The 19,071-nt window shown below is 71.2% G+C and carries 16 protein-coding genes; 2 read left to right on the forward strand and 14 right to left on the reverse strand.

The window, feature by feature from the left end; all coding sequences use genetic code 11:
- Positions 1-48: 48 nt before the first annotated feature.
- Both ACFWEP_RS16795 and ACFWEP_RS16800 read right to left on the reverse strand, forming a co-directional pair.
- Complete coding sequence (locus tag ACFWEP_RS16795; protein WP_387370895.1) at positions 49-879, reverse strand: glycoside hydrolase domain-containing protein; 831 nt, start codon at positions 877-879, stop codon at positions 49-51.
- 208 nt (positions 880-1,087) lie between these two features.
- Positions 1,088-2,596 (reverse strand): NCS2 family permease, encoded by a 1,509-nt coding sequence (locus ACFWEP_RS16800; RefSeq protein WP_387370897.1) that lies wholly within the window; start codon positions 2,594-2,596, stop codon positions 1,088-1,090.
- Positions 2,597-2,830: 234 nt separating this feature from the next.
- On the opposite strand from ACFWEP_RS16800, the gene ACFWEP_RS16805 reads away from it, so the two are divergent.
- Positions 2,831-3,406: a SigE family RNA polymerase sigma factor gene (locus ACFWEP_RS16805; RefSeq protein ID WP_387370899.1), complete on the forward strand. Its 576-nt coding sequence runs from the start codon at positions 2,831-2,833 to the stop codon at positions 3,404-3,406.
- Positions 3,406-4,119: a hypothetical protein gene (locus ACFWEP_RS16810; RefSeq protein ID WP_387370901.1), complete on the forward strand. Its 714-nt coding sequence runs from the start codon at positions 3,406-3,408 to the stop codon at positions 4,117-4,119. The genes ACFWEP_RS16805 and ACFWEP_RS16810 overlap by 1 nt, the downstream gene beginning before the upstream one ends.
- Before the next feature lie 123 nt (positions 4,120-4,242).
- On the opposite strand, the gene ACFWEP_RS16815 is transcribed toward ACFWEP_RS16810, so the two are convergent.
- The 12 genes from ACFWEP_RS16815 to ACFWEP_RS16870 form a co-directional block, all read right to left on the reverse strand.
- Complete coding sequence (locus ACFWEP_RS16815) at positions 4,243-5,568, reverse strand: polysaccharide lyase family 1 protein (protein ID WP_387370903.1); 1,326 nt, start codon at positions 5,566-5,568, stop codon at positions 4,243-4,245.
- A gap of 119 nt (positions 5,569-5,687) precedes the next feature.
- On the reverse strand, positions 5,688-6,518 hold the full coding sequence (locus ACFWEP_RS16820; RefSeq protein WP_387370905.1) for a rhamnogalacturonan acetylesterase: 831 nt from the start codon (positions 6,516-6,518) through the stop codon (positions 5,688-5,690).
- Positions 6,519-6,653: 135 nt separating this feature from the next.
- Positions 6,654-7,988, reverse strand: coding sequence for an ABC transporter substrate-binding protein (locus tag ACFWEP_RS16825; protein ID WP_387370907.1), 1,335 nt, complete (start codon positions 7,986-7,988; stop codon positions 6,654-6,656).
- 62 nt (positions 7,989-8,050) lie between these two features.
- Positions 8,051-10,063, reverse strand: a complete 2,013-nt coding sequence (locus ACFWEP_RS16830) for a pectinesterase family protein (protein ID WP_387370909.1) — start codon at positions 10,061-10,063, stop codon at positions 8,051-8,053.
- Between the two features lie 300 nt (positions 10,064-10,363).
- Positions 10,364-11,905 carry a family 43 glycosylhydrolase gene (locus ACFWEP_RS16835; RefSeq protein WP_387370911.1) on the reverse strand — a complete coding sequence of 514 codons (1,542 nt, stop codon included), beginning with the start codon at positions 11,903-11,905 and terminating at the stop codon, positions 10,364-10,366.
- Positions 11,902-12,729, reverse strand: coding sequence for a PmoA family protein (locus ACFWEP_RS16840; RefSeq protein WP_387370913.1), 828 nt, complete (start codon positions 12,727-12,729; stop codon positions 11,902-11,904). Before ACFWEP_RS16840 ends, ACFWEP_RS16835 begins: the two co-directional genes overlap by 4 nt.
- The gene (locus tag ACFWEP_RS16845; protein WP_387370915.1) at positions 12,726-13,886 is read right to left on the reverse strand and encodes a Gfo/Idh/MocA family protein; all 1,161 of its coding nucleotides are present in this window, start codon (positions 13,884-13,886) and stop codon (positions 12,726-12,728) included. The genes ACFWEP_RS16840 and ACFWEP_RS16845 overlap by 4 nt, the downstream gene beginning before the upstream one ends.
- Positions 13,887-13,892: 6 nt before the next feature.
- The gene (locus tag ACFWEP_RS16850) at positions 13,893-14,801 is read right to left on the reverse strand and encodes a carbohydrate ABC transporter permease (protein WP_387370917.1); all 909 of its coding nucleotides are present in this window, start codon (positions 14,799-14,801) and stop codon (positions 13,893-13,895) included.
- Positions 14,798-15,727 (reverse strand): carbohydrate ABC transporter permease, encoded by a 930-nt coding sequence (locus ACFWEP_RS16855; RefSeq protein WP_387370919.1) that lies wholly within the window; start codon positions 15,725-15,727, stop codon positions 14,798-14,800. The genes ACFWEP_RS16850 and ACFWEP_RS16855 overlap by 4 nt, the downstream gene beginning before the upstream one ends.
- Before the next feature lie 125 nt (positions 15,728-15,852).
- Positions 15,853-17,580: an L-arabinonate dehydratase gene (gene araD / locus ACFWEP_RS16860; protein WP_387370921.1), complete on the reverse strand. Its 1,728-nt coding sequence runs from the start codon at positions 17,578-17,580 to the stop codon at positions 15,853-15,855.
- Positions 17,577-18,479, reverse strand: coding sequence for a dihydrodipicolinate synthase family protein (locus ACFWEP_RS16865; RefSeq protein ID WP_387370923.1), 903 nt, complete (start codon positions 18,477-18,479; stop codon positions 17,577-17,579). Before ACFWEP_RS16865 ends, araD begins: the two co-directional genes overlap by 4 nt.
- 26 nt (positions 18,480-18,505) lie before the next feature.
- A partial coding sequence (locus ACFWEP_RS16870) for a GntR family transcriptional regulator (protein WP_387370925.1) occupies positions 18,506-19,071 on the reverse strand: 566 nt, incomplete at its 5' end.

Below are 19,071 nucleotides of genomic sequence, written 5' to 3' on the forward strand. Positions count from 1 at the left end.
CCCTGGTACGGGGCCGGCCCGTTCACCGGGCCACCCGGGCTCCGCGGGTCAGCCGACGATGGCGACCGGGGCGTCCCACGCATCGCGGTCGACGGTGATGGTGTACCCGCCGCGCGTCTCCTTGCTGTTGACCTTGTACTGGTGGCCGCGGCTGTGGTCGGTGAACAGCGTCTTGCTCCACGGCCAGTCGGTCGTGGTGGTGGACTTGCCGTCCCAGAGCGCGTACCAGAGGTTGCCCGGGAGGTCGGTCTTGTTCGTCGCCGTGGCGATGGCCTTGGCGCTGGAGCTGCTGAAGCCGTAGAACCCGGCCCGGTAGGTCTTGGCGCGCAGGGTCTTGGTGAACGAGCGCACGTAGGTCAGCACCGCGTCGTTGCACGCCTTGTCCGTGATCGTGTACGGCTCGATGTCCAGGTAGATCGGGCTGCCGGCCTTCATGCCGAGCGCCGCGGCCTTGGCCACCGCGTCGTTGCCGTCCTTGACGCCGAGAGAGGCCGCCGTGGCGGCGGTCAGCTTCTCCGGGTTCGCGCTCTTCTGGCAGGGCGGCTGGGCGCCCACGTAGAGCGGAATGAGCTTCCAGCCGGCGGAGTTGACCGACTTCACCCAGGACGAGGTCAGGTTGGGCTGGGCGCAGCCCCGGTTCTTGCCGCCGATGTAGACGGCGGCGCCGCCGTAGAACTTGTCGGCCTTCCACGCCTTCATCGCGGCGAGCGACGGCGCGGTGCAGGTGTCGAAGGCCTGGCCCGTGAAGGTCTTCTGCGCGGGCCAGGCGGTGGCCGCCATCGAGGTCTGGGCCACGATCCCGGACCCCACGACGGCCACGGCCGCCGCCGTCCCCCAGGCGATGTAGCGGCCCTTCTTGGACAACCGGTGTTTGGACAATCCCCCACCCCATTCGGATTCGTACGTCCGGCCGCGGCCCGTGCCTGGCACGGCCGGAGCGCGGCGGAGGCACGGAGGGCGGCGCCCGTGGACGGGCGTTCGGAGCGGGCACCTTATCCGATTCCACCGGCCCGACCGGCGGCGGGGTGGGTGTCCGGGGGCCGGGGACGCACGACCGCCCCGGTTCAGCCGGTCGTGCGCCCGGGCCTCACTTCACGCCGAGCAACTGCTCGATCGGGTCGATCGCGAAGTACACCAGGAACAGGGCCGAGGTGGCCCAGAGCAGCCAGTGGACTTCCCGCGCCTTGCCGAGTGCGGCTTTGATCACGACGTAGGCGAGGAAGCCCGCGCCGATGCCGTTGGTGATCGAGTACGTGAACGGCATGACCGCGATCGTCAGGAACGCGGGGATGGCGATCTCATGGCTCGCCCACTCGATGTGGCGGACCTGGGACATCAGCAGGAAGCCGACCGCGATGAGGGCGGGCGCGGCGGCCTGGGCCGGGACGACGGTGGCCAGCGGGGTGAGGAAGAGCGCGACGGCGAAGAGTGCGCCGGTGACCAGGGAGGCGAAGCCGGTACGGGCGCCCTCGCCGACGCCCGCGGCGGACTCGATGTAGGCGGTGTTGGAGGAGGCGGAGGCGGCTCCGCCCACGGCGGCGGCGGCTCCGTCGATCAGCAGGACGCGGCCGATGTTCGGGACGTCGCCCTTCTCGTCGAGCAGCCCGGCCTCCTGGGAGACGCCGACGACCGTGCCCATGGTGTCGAAGAAGTCGCTGAGGATCAGCGTGAAGATCAGCAGGACGATGGTCACCACGCCGACCTGCTGGAAGGCGCCGAAGAGGCTGAAGGAGCCGACGAGCCCGAAGTCGGGTGCGGCGACGAGGTCGTCGGGGACCGAGGGGACGGTCAGGCCCCAGGCGGCCGGCGCGATGTCGGCGATCTCGTTGACGACGATCGCCAGCACGGTGCTGACGACGATGCTGATGAGGATGGCGCCCTTCACCTTGCGGACCATCAGGGCGACGGTGAGCAGCACGCCGACGCAGAAGACCAGCACCGGCCAGCCGGTGAGGTGTCCGGCCGAGCCGAGCTGTACGGGCGTCGAACCGGTCTCGCCGGGGATGCGGGTGACGAAGCCGGCGTCGACGAAACCGATGAACGCGATGAAGAGCCCGATGCCGACGCTGATGGCCTGCTTGAGGGCGGGCGGGATCGCGCGCATCACGGCCTCGCGCAGCCCGGTGACGACCAGGACGCAGATGATGAGCCCTTCGAGGACGACCAGGCCCATCGCGTCGGGCCAGCTCATCAGCGGGGCGATCTGGAACGCGACGACCGCGTTGAGGCCGAGACCGGCGGCGATCGCGAGCGGGAGGTTGCCGCCGAGTCCCATGATCGCGGTCATCACGGCGGCCACCAGCGCGGTGACGGTGACGAGTTGGGGCGTGGAGAGGTGGGCGCCGAACTTGTCCTCGGCCGATCCGAGGATGATCGGGTTGAGGACCAGGATGTACGCCATGGTGAAGAAGGTCGCGAAGCCGCCGCGTATCTCGCGGCCGAGGCTCGATCCGCGCGCGGCGATCGCGAAGTAGCGGTCCAGCGCGTTCCCCGGGGCGGCGGGCGCCCCCGCGGGTACGGGGTCCGGTGCGGCTTTCGCCGTCTGCGGCGTCTGCGGTGTCTGCGGGACTTCCGGCGCCTGTGGCGTGTCCGGCATGGCTCTCCTTCGTGAGGTGGCGGGTCTGCGGGGCGAGTGACTGAATGTTCCCTCGTGGAAAGGGGGTTCAGGTTTTCGCCGTGTTACGCCTTACTTGGAGTGACACCCGGTTCGCAGCGCGTCCGAGGTGCGCTGGTACGCTCTCGCACCGCTCGCACCCCTGGGTGCCGCTGAGGGAACGTACACAGCCACCGCGGTTCGCGTACAGGGATTCGAGAGCAGGGAGAGGTACCCGTGGGCACTGTGGTCGACGCTGCCGCTGCCGCCGAGTTCCATCAGTTCTTCGAGGCGCACTACGCCGAACTGGCCCGTCTCGCGCACCTGTTGACGGGCGAGGCGGATGCGGCCGATGATCTGGCCGCCGACGCCCTGATGGCCCTCTGGCACCGCTGGGACCGGATGAGGGAAGCAGATCACCCCGTCGCGTACGCGCGGGGGGTCGTCGCCAACCTGGCGCGCACCCGGATCCGCAGTGCGGTGCGCGAGCGCCGCAGGATCGCCTTGTTCTGGGCGCCGCGTTCCGGTGGCGGCGACGGGTTCGCCGTCGACGACCCCGACGTGGCCACCGTGGTGGATGTCCAGGAGGCGCTGCGTAGGCTGCCGTTCAGGAAACGCGCCTGCGTCGTGCTGCGGCACGCGTTCGACCTGTCCGAGCGGGACACGTCGTTGGTCCTCGGGATATCGGTCGGTACGGTCAAGAGCCAGACATCCCGGGGCTTGGCGGAGTTGCAGCGGCTGCTGGGCCCCGGGGCGGGCCCGGCTCCGGCACGGGTTGCCGTGGCGGGGCAGCCCGGCGGAGGAGGGCATTGATGGAAGAAGAGCTGCGGGAACGCCTCCGCGGTGCGGCGCTGGAACACCACCCGGACCGCGAGCGGATGTGGGCCCGGGTCGAGCGCGGGATGGCGCAGGACCCACCGCCCGGGCGCCTGTCGCGCCCGCCGCGCGCGCCGATGCCGAGGCTGCGGATCGCGGCGGCGACGGTGGCGGTCTGCGGGGTGCTCGTGGCGGTCTCGCTCGCCGTCGCGTGGACGGGCCGCGACGGCAGGTCAGGCCAGCCGGTTGCGGCCGCGCCCGGCCGTACGCCGACGGCTCCCGGGTTCTCCGGGGAGCGCGGCGGCCAACTCCCGCCGGCCAACGGCCCGGTGTCCACGCACGGCACGGTGAACGCCGGGAGCAACGCGTACTGGGCACAGAGCGACGTCGTGGTGACCGCGGCGCGGCCGCTCGCCTCCCTCACGGTCGAGCTGCGCGTCGCGCTGACCAGCGGGGTGACCAAGACGGGGGCGTGGACGTCCGGCCACACGGACGACTACACGACCTCCGTGGGCGAGGAGGACGGCTTCCTGGTGTTCCGCTGGACCCTGCGGCCGGGACGGACAGCCCCGGCCGCCACCCTCACCTTCGCGGGGCAGTACAACCACGCGGAGGGTGAACGGGACTTGAGCGGCGACGACTTCACCGTGCGCGGCGCCTTCGACACGGGCGTCTTCGCCAGCGGCGGGGTGTTCACGCCCGCCGGCTGAACGGGCCCGCACCGGGGCGCGCCGGACGGGGCCGGAAGCGGGGGCGGGAGAGGGCGCGGACCCGCACAGTCCGCACGCTCTCCCGCCGGTGGAGGTCCGCCCGACCGGACCGGGCGGACGGGGTCAGCAGTGGCCGCCGGCTCCGGCCTCGCGGTCCACGAGCGCCGGGACGGCACGCGGCGAGTCGACCTTGGTCCGCAGGACCGGGGTCCAGCCGGCACCCGAGGCGAGCTGCTCCGCGGGGACGCCCGCGTTGTGGACGGCGATCAGGTCGGTCTTCTTCCCGTTGACGTAGTTGTCGCCGGCCGTCAGCGGGGACTCCTTCCACTTCTTCAGGATGAGCGCCGGGTCGTGGTCCGCGGAGAGCGTGAACGCGTTGTGCTCGGCGACGAGCTGGGACTCGATGCCGATGCCGTAGGAGTAGCCGTACGCGTGCCCGGCCTGGGCCACGAAGTGGTTGTTGTACGAGTCGACCTGGCCGAAGCGGACGCGCGGGGCGCGCTCCTTCAGGTTCTGGAAGAGGTTGTGGTGCAGGGTCACCCGGAGCTTGCCCCGGTCGGTCGCGCCCGCACTGTCGCTGTTGCCGATGAGCATCGTCTTGTCGTGGTCCTTGAGGACGTTCCACGAGACGGTGACCAGGTCGGCGCCGCGCACGATGTCGAAGAGGCCGTCGTGCTGCTGGTAGACCGTGCCGAAGTAGTACGGCTGGGCCGAGTCGGGGCGGTCGCCGTCGCTGAAGGTGTTGTGGTCGACCCAGACGTGGGTGGAGTTGGTGACGACGAGGTTGTCGTACTCCGAGTTCCAGGCCCCGGTCTCGGTGTCCGTCGGGTCCCACTGCGGGAAGCAGTCGTAGGTGTCCTCGAAGCTCAGGTTGCGGACGATGACGTTCGAGACGTCCTTGACCTGGAGGCTGGCCCCGATGACGGTGGCGTCGTCGCCGACGCCGATCAGGGTGGTGTTCGAGGGGACGGGCACGTTGACGGCCGCCGCCTGGAGCGCGGCGGAGGCGGCGCGGGCGTCCTCCAGCGGACCGCTGGGGACGGCGTCGGTGCCCCAGACCGCCGGGTCGTAGGCGGCGAGGTACTTCTCCAGGGTGTAGCCGCCGGTGTAGTAGTCCTCGCAGCCGATGGGGGTGCCGTTCACGTCGGAGTTGCCGTGGACGGTCCCGGCGATCTTGACGATCTTGGGGGCGTCGCCGGCGTCCTCGAACGCGGCGATCAGCTCCGCGCGGTTGGTGACCGTGTAGACGTGGTCACGGGTGGCGGCCGAACCGCCGGTGGTCGAACCGTCCGCGGAGGCCCAGCCGTCGTGGGCGGGCAGCACGGCGCGCTCAATCGGCTTCGAGTGCGGCCGGGAGGCGGCCTGGGCCGGCAGCGACACGGCGAGGGCGAGGGAGGCGCAGCCCATCACCACGGTGATGGCACGGAGGTGGCGCATGCGTGCGGGCATCGGATTCCTTCGGTTCGTCGGAGAGGGAAGTCGGAGAGGGGAGGGGGAGCGGGGCGACGGAGCGCCGGGGGCGGGCTCCGTACGGGTGGTGCGACGGTGCTGTTCCGGTGGGGCGGAAGTCAGGGTCGCGGCGGCGGCCAGGTGATCCACCGGGCCGGGACGGGGGCGCCGAGCCGGCGCACGTCGCCGGGGGCGAGCACCCGGGCGTCCAGCAGGGCGCGGGCGGTGGTCCGGGCCACGTCGACGGCGCCCCGCGGCTGGAGGTGGGTGTTGTCCTGCACGCCGTCCGGGTAGTTCGGCGAAGCTCCGGGCGCCAGCCAGTTGAAGTAGTCCTGGGTGGCCTCGGGCCCCAGTTCCTGCCAGCGGGCGAGGGTGAGCGCCTGGGTGTCGATCAGCGGGACCCGCTCTTCGGCGGCCAGGGCGCGCATCGCCGCCGGGTACTCCCCGTGGCTGGGCTTGGCGGTGCCGTCCTCGGCGAAGCGGCGGCGCTCCACCGGGGTGAGCAGGACGGGCCGGGCGTGCCGGGCGCGGGCCTGCGTGATGTAGAGGCGCAGGTGGTCCTGGTAGGTCGTCCAGGGGTCGGTGCCGCGGAGCGGGTCGGTGGTCTTCTCGTCGTTGTGCCCGAACTGGACGAACAGGAAGTCACCTGGGCGCACGTCGGGGAGCAGCGCGGCGAGCAGGCCCTCGTCGACGAAGCTCTTGGAACTGCGTCCGTTCATCGCGTGGTTGGCGACGCGCATCCCCTGGCCGAGGAAGAAGGGCAGGGCCATGCCCCAGCCGGTCTCGGGCGCGGCGTCGGAGTACTTCTGCGCGGCCGTCGAGTCGCCGGCGATGTGCACGGTACGGGGACGGGGGCGTGGTTCCCGTCCCCGCGCCTCGGCCGGGAGGGCGGCGAGGGCGAGGGGCAGGGCCGCGAGCGCGGCCGCCGTCCGTCTGCGGGTGAGTGACACGGGGTTCCTGCCTCTCGGGGCGTGCGGGGGTGGAGGGGGGCCGGCGGCGGGTGCGTTCCGGGCCGCCGCCGGCTCCCGTTCATCGGGGTGGGTCGTGGTGCGTGTGGTGCGTGCGGAGGGCGGGTGTCCGGCCGGTCAGCCGTTGCCCAGCTCCTTCCACTCCTTCTGGGCCGCGTTCAGCTCGTCGGCGATCTTGTCCAGGAAGTCCTTCGCGGAGACCTTGCCGAGCAGCAGCTTCTGGAACTCGGGCTCGTTGTCGGCCTTGGAGATGTTGTTCCAGTCGGGCAGGTAGTACGGCAGGTTCACGATCTTGGTGCTGCCGTCGGTGAGTGCCGCGGCCGCGAGCGCGGTCGGCTCGGAGGCGGTGATCCAGGAGTCCCGGGCGGCCTCGGTGTTGGCGGGGATGGCGCCGGCCGACTCGTTCCACTTGCTGTTGGAGGCGTGCGAGGCGGCGAACTCGATGAACTTCCAGGCGGCGGTCTTGTTCTTGCTGCTGCGGAAGAGACCGAGCCCGTCGACCGGGTTGGAGACCTGGACGCGGGTTCCGCTGTCACCGATCGGGTTCGGGATGCCGGCGAACTTGTCGTTGCCGAGCGCCTTCACGTGGTCCTGGTAGGAGCCGAGGTTGTGGCTCAGCATCCCGATGGTGCCGGTGTCCCACTGCGCGACCATCTTGGTGAAGTCGTTGTTGACGTCGGCGGACGGCGTCGCCTTCTTGAAGAGGCCGACGTACTTCTCCAGCGCGGCGACGTTCTTGGGGTCGTTGACCGTCGTGGTGTCGCCGTTCCAGAAGTCCGTGATGCCGGACTGGCCGTAGGAGGCGTCCAGGGCCTGGGCGATGGAACCCGCCCCGCCTCTGATGGTGTAGCCGAACTTGTTGTTCTTGGTGTCGGTCAGCTTGTCGGCCGCCTCGTAGAACTTCGCCCAGGTGGAGGGCGCGTCCAGACCGGCCGCCTGGAAGAGGTCGGTCCTGTACCAGAGGGTTCCGTTGTTCGCGGAGGTCGGCACGGAGTACATGTCGTCGCCCCGGCCACCGGCGTCCTTGACGCTCGCGACCATGCCCTCGACGAGCTTCCCCTTCAGCGAGGACTTCTCGATACGGTCCTGGACCGGCTCCAGCGCCTCCTGCGAGACGATGTTGGCGAGATAGGCCGTACCGACGCCGCCGACGTCCGGCAGGCCGCCGCCCGCGATGGCGGTGTCGTACTTGGACTGCACGTCGGCGATCGGGATCGGGACGTACTTGACCTTGATGTCCGGGTTCTCCTTCTCGAAATCCTTGATGATCTCGGTCCAGATCTCGGTGCGCGGGCCACCGTTGTTGTCCCAGAAGGTGATCTCGCCCTTGCCGCTGCCCTCGGTGCCGGAGCTGCTGCCGTCGTCACCGCACGCGGTGGCCGTCAGGGCGAGCATCGCGGTCAGCGAGACCGCTGCCGCGGCGCGCCCCCGGGACTTCTTGGAAATGGTCATGGTTCGGCTCTTCTCTGTGGGTGGGTACGGGTGTGCCGTGTACGCCGTGCAGGTGGGGGGCGTCAGCGCCGGCGGTGCGGTGCCCAGCCGTCCTCGCCCGCGAGGTAGTCGCCCACCTCGTGGAGCGCGGCGTCGGCCGGGGACATCTGGGGGCGGTCCGGGGTGGCGGCGGCGCCGGGACCGTAGGTCCGGTACTCGCTGAACCGGGCTTCCCGCCAGGGGAAGCCGCTCATGTCGGACCAGGGGCTCGCCTTGACGGCGGCGGGCAGCGACGTCTCGCGGATCAGCACCTGGCCGATCGCGTCCGGGTTGCCGCTCGGGTGCCAGGGGCGGCCGAGGTGGAAGGAGTCCGCGGGGGCGTCGCTGATGATCCGGCTGCGGGTGATCAGGATGCCGTACGGGTTCTCCTTCCAGGTCGAAGCGGCCGTGATGTAGCCGTTGTTGGTGTCCGAGCCACGGCTGAGCGCCTTGATCACGGACTTCTCGACGACGGTGGTGGCACGGCCGTAGAGGAAGTCGACGTCGCCCTCGACGTACGCGCCGGTGAGGTAGACGCGGGCCTTCTGGGTGAGTGCCGGGGTGTCGGTCATCAGGGTGTCCTGGTTGCCGAGGAAGGCGGTGTTCTCGAAGGTCAGCCGGTCGCCGGTGGTCTTCACGGCGAGCGCCTGCTCGCCGCTGATCTCCACGGCGGCCTCGTCGAAGTCGTTGGCGAAGGTGAGGTTCTCGGCCGTGAAGTCGTGGCCCTCCACCAGGACGGTGGCGCTGCCGGTGGACCCCTGGGTGGTGCCGTCCGGCTTGAGCTCACCCTGCGGGGTGTCGAAGACGATCAGGGTGTCGGCACGGTCCCTGCCGGTGCCGACGAGGGAGACGTACGGCTGGTTCTTCCCGATCCGGACGTGCTCGCGGTAGGTGCCGGGCGCCAGGCGCACGGTGATCCGGCCGTCGTTGCCCTGCGGCACGGCGTCGACGGCCGCCTGCACGGTGGCGTAGTCGGCGGGGACCCGCAGCACGGTGTCGGTGCCGATGTCCTTCTGCGGGCCGGAGTCGCGGGTGACGATCCGCGGCACGTCGGCGGCGCGGTCCAGCCGGTAGGGGTAGAAGGCGTGCGGGTCGAAGGCGGCGCCCCAGGTGTCGGTGCGGCCCGTGGTGTTCTTCAGGACCGAGCCGCGCTGGACGAGTTGGGCGGTGGCGTCCGCCTGGTAGGGGTGCTGGACGTCCCGGAAGTAGCTGTTCTCGATGACCATCTTCGTGCCGCCGCGCGCCCAGTTGCCGTACGTCCACACCGGGTCGCCGTCCGCGACCTGCGCGGAGACGTAGTTGTTGTAGAGGTGGGCGTAGGCGCAGTTGTCGGCGGAGGGGTTGCGCTGTTTGGTGCCGGTGAACCAGTTGTGGTCGATGGTGATCTCGGTGCTGACGTTGGTCGTCCAGCCGATCCCGAACGCCTTGTTGTGCTGGGTGAACTGGTTGTACGAGACCGTGATGTACCGGCTGTCCTTGCGGATGTCGAGCAGTCCGTCGCCCATGTGCGTGAAGCGGTTGTGGTCGATCCAGACGTGGTCGGCGGTGTCCATCTGGATGGCGTCGAAGTCCGTGGTCTTCCCGTCCCAGTCCCCCTCGACGTAACTGTCGCGGATGGTCAGGTTGCGGATGATCACGTTGTGGGTGCCGGGGGCGAGGTGGAGTTCGCCGTGCACGATCTCGGCGGTGTCCCCGACCCCGACGATGGTCTTGTCGGAGGTGACGTCGACGTCGTGGCCGAAGGGCTCCACGGCCAGCGAGCCGGCGACCCGGATGACGTAGCGCCCTTCGGCGCCCGCGTACCTCGCCAGATCGGCCTGGGTGGTGACGGTGACGACCGGGCCGCCCGCGCCCCCGGTCGTCCCGCCGGCCAGCGAGGCGAAGCCGTGCGGGGTGTCGGACCAGGTGCCGTGCTGGGCGGAGGGTCCCGCGCCGGCTGGTGCGGACGCCTGGGCGGCCCCGGCGGCCGGGCTCGCGGGCAGGAGGAAGGCTCCCGCGAGGGCGAGCGCCGCTGCGAGCGTGCTGCCCCGGGTGCGCGTGGTACGGAGGTGCGTCATTGCGGCTCCCATACGTGCGGTACAGATGTGTCCGTGCTGCGGTGCGAAGTGCCGTGCGTGCGGTACAGGTGTGTCCGTGCGGGTGCGTTCCGTGCGTGCGGTGCGTGACGTGCGAGGTGCCGGTGCGAAGGTGCGTGACGTGCGGTGGTGCGGGGCGACCGGTGTGCGGTGGTGCCCGTACGAGCGGCGGTGCGCGTACGGGCGGTGGTGCGGGTCCTGCGGTGGTGCGGGGTGGGGCGGGTCCTGCGGTGGGGCGGGGCGGTGCGGGTCCTGCGGTGATGCGGGGTGGGGCGGGTCCTGCTACCCGGCGGGCTCGGCCGGGGTGCCGAAGGCCGTGAACTCGGCGGTGCCCGCGGGTCCGGTCCCGGCGGGCGCGGTGGCGAAGAGGCCCAGCAGCGCGCCGACCCAGCGCCACGGTTCGGCGGCGAAGACCTGGCCGGAGGGGCGGAAGCCGTCCCCGGTATCGGCGTGGAAGCGGCAGCGGGCGCCGGGGCTCACCTCGACGCGAAGCCGTACCCGCCCGTCGGGTGCGGGCCGGGCCGGCGCGGCGTCCCGTTCGTGTTCGGCGACGCTCTCCGCGTACCGGTGGACGAGCGACACCGAGCCGTCCTCGTCCCGTTCGAGGCCGATCCAGCTGAACGCGTCACCGAGTACGGCGAGGCCCGCCTTGGCACCGGGCACCTCGCTGCCGAGGGCGAGCGACACCTCGACGGTGAACTCCTCGGCGGGCAGCCGCTGGACGAGTACGTTCGCCAAGGTCCGCAGGTCGTGCGCGTGCGGGGTGCGCACGCAGGCGAGCCGCAGCCCGTCCCCGGCGTGTTCGACGGTCCAGCCGGCCCGCGGGTTGGCGGTCCACTGCCACTGCCGCCCGTGCCGTCCACCGGGGAAGCTGTCAGCGAACGCCGGTGCCTCCACCGGCTGCTGGGGCGCGATCGGCTTGGCGTGCACGAGGAAGGGTTCGCCGTCGTCACCGAGGACCGGCCACCCCGTCTCGTCCCAGCGCATCGGCTGGAGGTGGACGACCCGTCCGTACGCGCCCCGCTCCTGGAAGTGCAGGAACCAGTCCTCGCCGGCCGGGGTGCGGACCCAGCCGCCCTGGTGAGGGCCGTTGACCTCGGTACGCCCCTGGGCCAGGACGACGCGCTCCTCGTACGGCCCGAAGAAGTCCTTCGACCGGAACGCGCCCTGCCAGCCCGTGGTCACCCCGCCCGCCGGGGCGAAGATCCAGAACTCGCCGTCGTGCCGGTAGACCTTGGGCCCTTCGAGGGTGAACCAGCCGGGGATCAGGTCCCCGTCGACCAACGTCACTCCCTCGTCGAGCAGTTCGCGTCCGTCGGCGCTCATCCGGTGGCCGGTCAGCCGGTTCTTGATCCCGGAGCGGGACTTGGCCCAGGCGTGCACGAGGTAGGCCTCACCCGTCTCCTCGTCCCAGAGCGGGCAGGCGTCGATCAGCCCCTTGCCCCCCTTCACCAGATGCGGCGCGCTCCAGGGGCCGCGCACGTCCTCGGCGTTGATCTGCTGGATGCCGTGGTCGGGGTCGCCCCAGAAGATCCAGAAACGGCCCGCGTGGTGGCGGATCGACGGCGCCCAGACGCCCCGGTCGTGGCGCGGCGACGCGAAGTCGGCGGCCGGTTCGAGGGTGTCGAGGGCGTGTCCGATCAGGGACCAGTTGACCAGGTCGCGGGAGTGCAGCAGCGGCAGTCCGGGAGCGCGGCCGAAGCTGGACGCGGTGAGGTAGTAGTCGTCGCCGACGCGGACGACGTCCGGGTCGGACCAGTCGGCGTTGAGCACCGGATTGCGGTAGGTGCCGTCGCCGCGGTCGGCGGTCCAGGGTCTGCTCACGCCGTCACCACCTTGCGGACGAGGGCCGCGGCCTCGTCGCGGCCGAGCCGTCCGTCCGCGACGACGGTGACGACCCGTCGCACGACGGTCTCGCCGGGCTCCACCGGCAGCCGGTCCTCGGCCGCGAGGGAGGAGCCGACGCCCGGGTACTCCGCGGTGCGGACGAACCACGGGTCGCGCCGGGTGTCCCCGGTCGCCCCGGCGAAGACGAGGGTCCACCCGTCGCCGGCCAGCGCGAGCCAGTCGGCACGGCGGCCGTGCACCGCCTCCTCACCGTCGTCGGTGGCGCTGAACACCTCGGGCGCCCGGTCCTCCTTGGGTGCCCGCCAGAAGAACCCGCCGTAACCGGCGCCGGGGCGGCCGTTGGTGGCGGGGCTGCCGATGGAGAGGGCGGCCCGGCCGCGGTTGGTGAGCGAGAAGGAGAAGTCCAGCGCCCAGGCCCTGCCGGTCAGCGGGACGACGGCCACCGTGCGGTGCTCGCGGAGCAGTTCGGTGCCGTCGGCCACCCAGCCGAGCTCCTCCACGAAGCCGTCCGGATCGCGGAGCTTCCACCCCAGGTGGAGCTGGACGCCGTGGTTGTCGAGCACGGTGGGCCCCTGGTCGCGGACGAAGGTGCGCCCGCCCCAGAAGTTGTACCCGGCGACGTCGGGCACGGCGATGGAGGCGCCGAGGTGGTGCCGGTGGTCGGCGGGGCGTTCCTCGGTGACGGGGATGCCCGCGAGGGTGGTGACGGGGTGCAGGTAGGGGCGGCCTTCATGGTCCCCGGGGAGGTAGCTGTAGCGGCCCACGGGGCGGCCCGCGCAGCTGAGGCGGAGGGTGTTCACGGGGCGCTCACCTCGCGGGAGCGGGCCCAGGGGGCGCCGAGTTCGGAGAACAGGGCGAGGGAGTCGGCGCCCGCGTCGACCACGGCGTCGATGCCCTTGACCACGCGCCGGGGGCCCTGGGTGGCGGGCTCGCTGTACCAGGCGTCCGCGGGCAGCGCGGCGGGATCGGCTCCGGTGCGTACCGCCTCGACCACGCGCATGAAGGCGCCGGTGCGGTGCGGGGGCACCAGGAGCGGGGTGTCGTCCGCGAGGTGGGCGGCGAGGTTCTCCAGCAGGTCGGTGCGGCCGTGCACGGTCTCCTCCGGGCCGTGTCCGGCGCGCTGGAGGAGGACCCGGTCCTGCTTGTACCAGAAGGTGATCCGGCCCCGGTCGCCGTGGACGACGACGTACGGCTCGGCGGCGCGTTCCGCGCAGAGCGTGACGCAGACCGTGACGGTCAGGCCGTCGGTGGTGGTCACGCGGAGGCTGCTGGTGTCGTCGGCCTCGATGTCGTGGGCCCGGAAGAGCTCGGTCTCGATGTCGGCGACGTCCGCGGCGGCGCCCCTGCCCGCGAGTTCGAGGGAGGTGGCGACGGCGTGGGCGAGCGGGTTGGTGAGGACCCCGTCGACCACGTCGGTGGAGCCGAGCCGGCGGCGCCCGGCCCAGGGCGCGCGCCGGAAGTAGGCCTCCTCGCGCACCCAGGCGCCGGCCGCGCCGATTCCCCGGAGGGACCCGATCGCACCGTCGGCGACGAGCTCGCGGATGACGGGCACCGCGTGCGAGCCGAAGGACTGGAAGCCGATCTGGCAGGCGGTGCCCGCCTCCCGTACGCCGTCGCTCATCCGGGTGAAGTCGGCGAAGGTGGCCGCCGGGGGCTTCTCCAGGAGGAGGTGGACGCCGCGCCGGGCCGCGGTCAGCGCGAGGTCCGTGTGGGTCGGGATCGGCGTGCAGACGACGGCCGCACGGGCACCGGTGGCGTCGAGCAGTGCGCCGAAGTCGGAGGACTGCCGCGGGGGTTCGGCGGCGAACACGCCGAGTTCGGCCTCGGTCAGGGGGGTCAGCTCGCAGATTCCGGCGAGCCGGACGACGCCCTGGCGCTGGAGGCGCTCGATGTTGGCGAGGTGCCAGCGGCCGTGGCCCCTGGCGCCGGCCAGGACGATCGGGAGGGGGGTGGTCATCGCGGGTCAGCCCTTCACCGCACCGGCGCTGAAGCCGGTGATCAGCCACTTCTGGATGAAGGCGAAGATGATCACCACGGGGACCGCGGCGATGACTCCGCCCGCGGCCAGCGCGCCCAGGTCGACGCTGTCCGCGCCGATGAGGGTGTTCAGGCCGACCGGGATCGTCTGCTTGTCCTGCTCGCTGAGGAACATCAGGGCGAACAGGAAGTGGTTCCAGCTGTGCACGAACGCGAAGGAGCCGACGGCGATCAACCCGGGCCGCAGCAACGGGAGTACGACGGCGCAGAAGGCGCGGAAGCGCGAGCATCCGTCCACCCAGGCGGCCTCCTCCAGCGTGACGGGCACGTTCTTGATGAACCCGCTGATGAGGATGATCGACAGGGGGAGCTGGAAGACGGTCTCCGCGATGACCACGCTGCCCAGGGAGTTGATCATCTGGAGGTTCTTGAAGATCTCGAAGAGCGGTACGAGCATCAGCGCGCCCGGGATGAACTGCGAGCAGAGCAGCGCCAGCATGAAGGCGCCCTTGATCTTGAAGTCGAAGCGGGCGAGCGCGTATCCGCCCGCCAGCGCGACCAGGGTGGTGGCGATCAGGGTGGCTATCCCGACGATCATGCTGTTCTGGAAGAAGACGGCGAAACTGCGTTCCGTCCAGACCTTCTCGAAGTGCTCGCCGGTCATCGGCCAGGGCACCAGCGAGGTGGAGCCCGCCGGGCGGACGGCGAAGAGGAACATCCAGTAGAACGGGATGAGCGTGAAGAGCAGGTAGACGCCGAGGGGGACGTAGATCTGCCAGCGCGGCACGTCGTCGTACGAACGTTCCTGTCCGCGGCGGCGGTTGCCGGCCGGGGGCGGCACGTCGGCGGCCGGAGGCGGGGTGGCGGGGGTCTTCTCGGCGAGTGCGGCAGTCACTTGTGGTCGCCTCCGAACTTGCTCAGGCGCAGATAGACGATCGAGCAGAAGAGCAGGATCACGAAGGCGACGGTGGTGAGCGCGGACGCGTAGCCGAAGTCGTGTCCCTCGATACCGGTGTTGGCCACGTAGAGCGGGAGTGTGGTGGTCACGCCCGCGGGCCCGCCGCCCGTGAGGGTGTACAGCAGGTCCACGTTGTTGAACTCCCAGACCGCGCGCAGCAGTGTGGAGAGGATGATCGCGTCCCGCAGGTGGGGCAGGGTGATGTGCATGAACTGCCGGACCCGCCCGGCGCCGTCCACCGAGGCCGCCTCGTAGAGCTCCTTGGAGACGGACTGGAGATCGGCGAGGATGAGGATGGCGAAGAAGGGGACACCGCGCCAGAGTTCGGAGACGGTGGCGGCCCAGAACACGGTTCCGGTGTCCGAGAGGACCGAGGTGCCGTAGTCGCCGATCCCGGCGTCCGCGAGGTAACGGCTGAACCCTGTCGAGGAGTTGTAGAGCAGGATCCAGATGGTGCTGGTCAGCACGCCGGAGACGGCCCAGGGCGAGAAGACCATCGCGCGGGAGATGCCGCGGCCGATGAAGGACTGGTTGACGATCAGCGCCAGGGCGAGACCCAGCACGAGCTGGAGGCTGACCTGGGTGACGACCCACTGGGCGCTGAAGCCGAGGGTGGACCAGAACTGGTCGTCGTCGGTGAAGATCTTGGTGTAGTTGTCGAAGCCGGCGAAGCCGTTCCGCCAGGGCTTGGTGACGTTGTAGTTCTGCAGGCTGTAATAGAAGACGCTGAGGACCGGATAAGCGATGAACCCCACCATCAGCAGACCGGCGGGCGCGATCAGCAGATAGGGCAGCTTGCGGGGGTTCGCCGAACGGCGCCTGGGCACCTTGGGCGGTTTGGCCACGGCGGCGGCTTGTGCCATGACACCTCTCCGTTCTCTCGTGTTTCCGGTCGTGTTGCGGTCCTGCAAGCGCTTTCTCCTTGCCGTGCGAGGCCCCGGAGGGTTTCTCGGACGGCGGGGTGCGCCGGAATGCTGCGGCGGTGGTGTCAGCCGGCGTACGGATCGGGTACGTCGCCCTCGCGGGCCAGGAAGGCGAAGTCGCAGCCGGTGTCGGCCTGGGTGATCTGGTCCTGGTAGAGCGCGCCGTAGCCGCGGCCGTACCGGGCGGGGGGCGGGGTCCAGGCAGCCCGGCGCCGCTCCAGTTCCTCTTCGTCGATGTCGAGACTCAGGCGCCGGGCCGCCACGTCCAGGGTGATGGGGTCGCCGGTGCGGACGAGGGCGAGCGGGCCGCCGACGAACGACTCGGGCGCGATGTGCAGCACGCACGCCCCGTAACTGGTGCCGCTCATACGGGCGTCGGAGATTCGCACCATGTCGCGTACACCCTGCTTCAGCAGGTAGTCCGGGATCGGCAGCATGCCGTACTCGGGCATCCCGGGGCCGCCCTTGGGGCCGGCGTTGCGGAGCACCAGTACATGGTCCGGGGTGATGGCGAGGGCCGGGTCGTTGATGGTGCGCTGCATTTCCCGGTAGTCGTCGAAGACCACCGCGGGGCCGGTGTGGCGCAGCAGCTCCGGTTCGGCCGCGATGTGCTTGATGACCGCGCCGTCGGGGCAGAGGTTGCCGCGCAGCACCGCGACACCGCCCTCGTCGGCGAGCGGCTTCTCCCGCTCCCGGATGACGTCGTCGTTGTGCACGAGGGCCCCGTCGAGCTGTTCGCGCAGGGTGTCGTGGGTGACGGTGGGCCGGTCCAGGTGGAGGACGTCGGTGAGCCGGGAGAGGAAGCCGGGGAGTCCGCCCGCGAAGTGGAAGTCCTCCATGAGGTACTTGCCGCCGGGGCGGAGGTTGGCGAGCACCGGCACGGTGCGGGCGATCCGGTCGAAGTCGTCGAGGGAGAGCTTGATGCCACAGCGGCCGGCCATCGCGATGAGGTGGATGACGGCGTTGGTGGAGCCGCCGAGCGCGAGGACCGTGGCGACGGCGTCCTCGAACGCGTCCGGGGTGAGGATCTGCGACAACGTTCGCTGCTGCCACACCAGTTCGACGATACGGAGGCCGGACTGCGCGGCCATCCGGTCGTGTCCGGAGTCGACGGCCGGGATCGAGGAGGCACCCGGGACGGTGACGCCCAGCGCCTCGGCGGCGGCCGTCAGGGTGGACGCGGTGCCCATCGTCATGCAGTGGCCCGGGGAGCGGGCGAGCCCGTTCTCCAGTTCGGCCATCTCGCAGTCGCCGATGAGTCCGGCCCGCTTGTCGTCCCAGTACTTCCACATGTCGGTCCCGGAGCCCAGGACTTCGTTGCGCCAGTGGCCCGGCAGCATCGGTCCGGCGGGCACGAAGACGGCCGGCAGATCGACGGAGGCGGCGCCCATCAGCAACGCGGGCGTCGACTTGTCGCAGCCGCCCATCAGCACGGCCCCGTCGACCGGGTAGGAGCGCAGCAGCTCCTCGGTCTCCATCGCGAGCATGTTGCGGTAGAGCATCGGGGTCGGCTTCTGGAACGTCTCCGACAGGGTGGAGACGGGGAATTCGAGCGGGAAGCCGCCGGCCTGCCACACCCCGCGCTTGACGGCCTGCGCCCGGTCGCGGAGGTGGACGTGGCAGGGGTTGATGTCGGACCAGGTGTTGAGGATCGCGATCACCGGCTTGCCGAGGTGCTCCTCGGGGAGGTAACCCAGCTGCCGGGTACGCGCCTTGTGGCTGAACGAGCGGAGTCCGTCGGTGCCGTACCACTGGTGGCTGCGGAGCTCCTCGGGAGCGATGCGGGTGTTCACACCGACCACCCGGCGATCTCGTCGGCGACCTCGGCGCGCTGCGCCTCGGGCAGGACCCGGCTGGGGGCGCGGACGTCGCGGCGGCAGAGGCCGAGGACCGCGAGCGCCTCCTTGACCACGGTGACGTTGTTGGCGGACTGCCGGTCCGCGCGCAGTTCCTCGAAGCGGCGGATGCGCTCCCAGACCTTCATCGCGGCGATGTAGTCCCCGGCCCGCAGCGCCTCCAGCATGCCGAGCGAGACTGCGGGGGCGACGTTGACGAGGCCGGAGGTGAACCCGGTGGCTCCGGTGGCGAAGTACGAGGGCGCGTACAGCTCGGCGAGGCCGGCGATCCACACGAACCGGTCCAGTCCCGCGTCCCGGGCGAAGGCGCCGAAGCGGGCGGCGTCCGGGACGGCGTACTTGACGCCGATCACGTTGGGACAGTGGTCGGCGAGTTCGGTGAGCTTCTCACCGGCGAGCAGCGGGTTGCGGATGTACGGGACGACGCCCAGCTCCGGCACGGCCTCGGCGATGGCCCGGTGGTAGTCCACCCAGCCGTCCTGGGAGACGTACGGGTGGACCGGCTGGTGCACCATCACCAGCTCGGCGCCGGAGTCCCGGGCGTGCTCGGCGGCGGCGACGGCGGTCGGCATGTCGTGCCCGACCCCCACCAGGACGGTGGCCCGGCCTCTCACCTCCTCGACGGTCAGCTCGGTGACGGCGCGCCGTTCCTTCGGGGTGAGCGCGTAGAACTCCCCGGTGTTGCCGTTGGGCGTGACGATGCGGACGCCGCCGTCCAGGAGCCGCCGCAGCAGCGCCCGGTGGGTGTCCTCGTCGATCGTCCCGTCCTGCGCGAACGGGGTCACGGGGATCGCCACGACGTCGGCGAGGGCCGCCTTGAGCGGGATGAGGTCCATGCCAACTGGCCTTTCGTCGATGTGGTTCACGCCTGGCCGCCCTCGGTGGCGTCGGCGGTGGCGACCGATCCGTCGAGGCCGCCGGGGCCGTCGGGGAACGCGCGGCGCACGAACGACGCGATGTGGTCGTGCAGTGCGGCGGCGGCACCGGCCGAGTCGGCGGCCAGCGCGAGCCGCAGGATCTCCCGGTGTTCGGCGGCCTCGCGCTCCCACGAGGGGTCGGCCGCCCAGGCGACGGTGGAGACGAGCGCGGCCTGGTCGCGGACCTCGTCGAGCATCCGGCCCAGCAGCGGATTGCCGCACGGCAGGTAGAGGGCCCGGTGGAAGTCCCGGTTGGCGAGCGACCGGTCGGCCTTGTCGGGTGCCGAGTCGGCGCGCTCCAGGGCCTCCCGGGCCGCGTCCAGCGACGCCCCGCAGGTGATCGTGCGGCGCAGCGCCTCCGGCTCCAGCAGCAGGCGCACGTCGTAGACCTCGCGTGCCATCTCCGCGTCCACGAACCGGACGGTGGCGCCCTTGTACTGGCTCATGACCACCAGACCGGTGCCGGCGAGCGTCTTCAGCGCCTCGCGCACCGGTGTCTTCGACACCCCGA

The sequence above is a fragment of the Streptomyces sp. NPDC060198 genome (genome assembly GCF_042728415.1).
GTDB lineage: Bacteria > Actinomycetota > Actinomycetes > Streptomycetales > Streptomycetaceae > Streptomyces.

Excerpts from the sequence above, each read along its gene's own strand:
- ACFWEP_RS16800 (WP_387370897.1), bottom strand. The coding sequence starts at position 2,596 with ATGCCGGACACGCCACAGGCGCCGGAAGTCCCGCAGACACCGCAGACG.
- ACFWEP_RS16810 (WP_387370901.1), top strand. The coding sequence starts at position 3,406 with ATGGAAGAAGAGCTGCGGGAACGCCTCCGCGGTGCGGCGCTGGAACAC.
- ACFWEP_RS16815 (WP_387370903.1), bottom strand. The coding sequence starts at position 5,568 with ATGCCCGCACGCATGCGCCACCTCCGTGCCATCACCGTGGTGATGGGC.
- ACFWEP_RS16825 (WP_387370907.1), bottom strand. The coding sequence starts at position 7,988 with ATGACCATTTCCAAGAAGTCCCGGGGGCGCGCCGCGGCAGCGGTCTCG.
- ACFWEP_RS16830 (WP_387370909.1), bottom strand. The coding sequence starts at position 10,063 with ATGACGCACCTCCGTACCACGCGCACCCGGGGCAGCACGCTCGCAGCG.
- ACFWEP_RS16845 (WP_387370915.1), bottom strand. The coding sequence starts at position 13,886 with ATGACCACCCCCCTCCCGATCGTCCTGGCCGGCGCCAGGGGCCACGGC.
- ACFWEP_RS16855 (WP_387370919.1), bottom strand. The coding sequence starts at position 15,727 with ATGGCACAAGCCGCCGCCGTGGCCAAACCGCCCAAGGTGCCCAGGCGC.
- ACFWEP_RS16865 (WP_387370923.1), bottom strand. The coding sequence starts at position 18,479 with ATGGACCTCATCCCGCTCAAGGCGGCCCTCGCCGACGTCGTGGCGATC.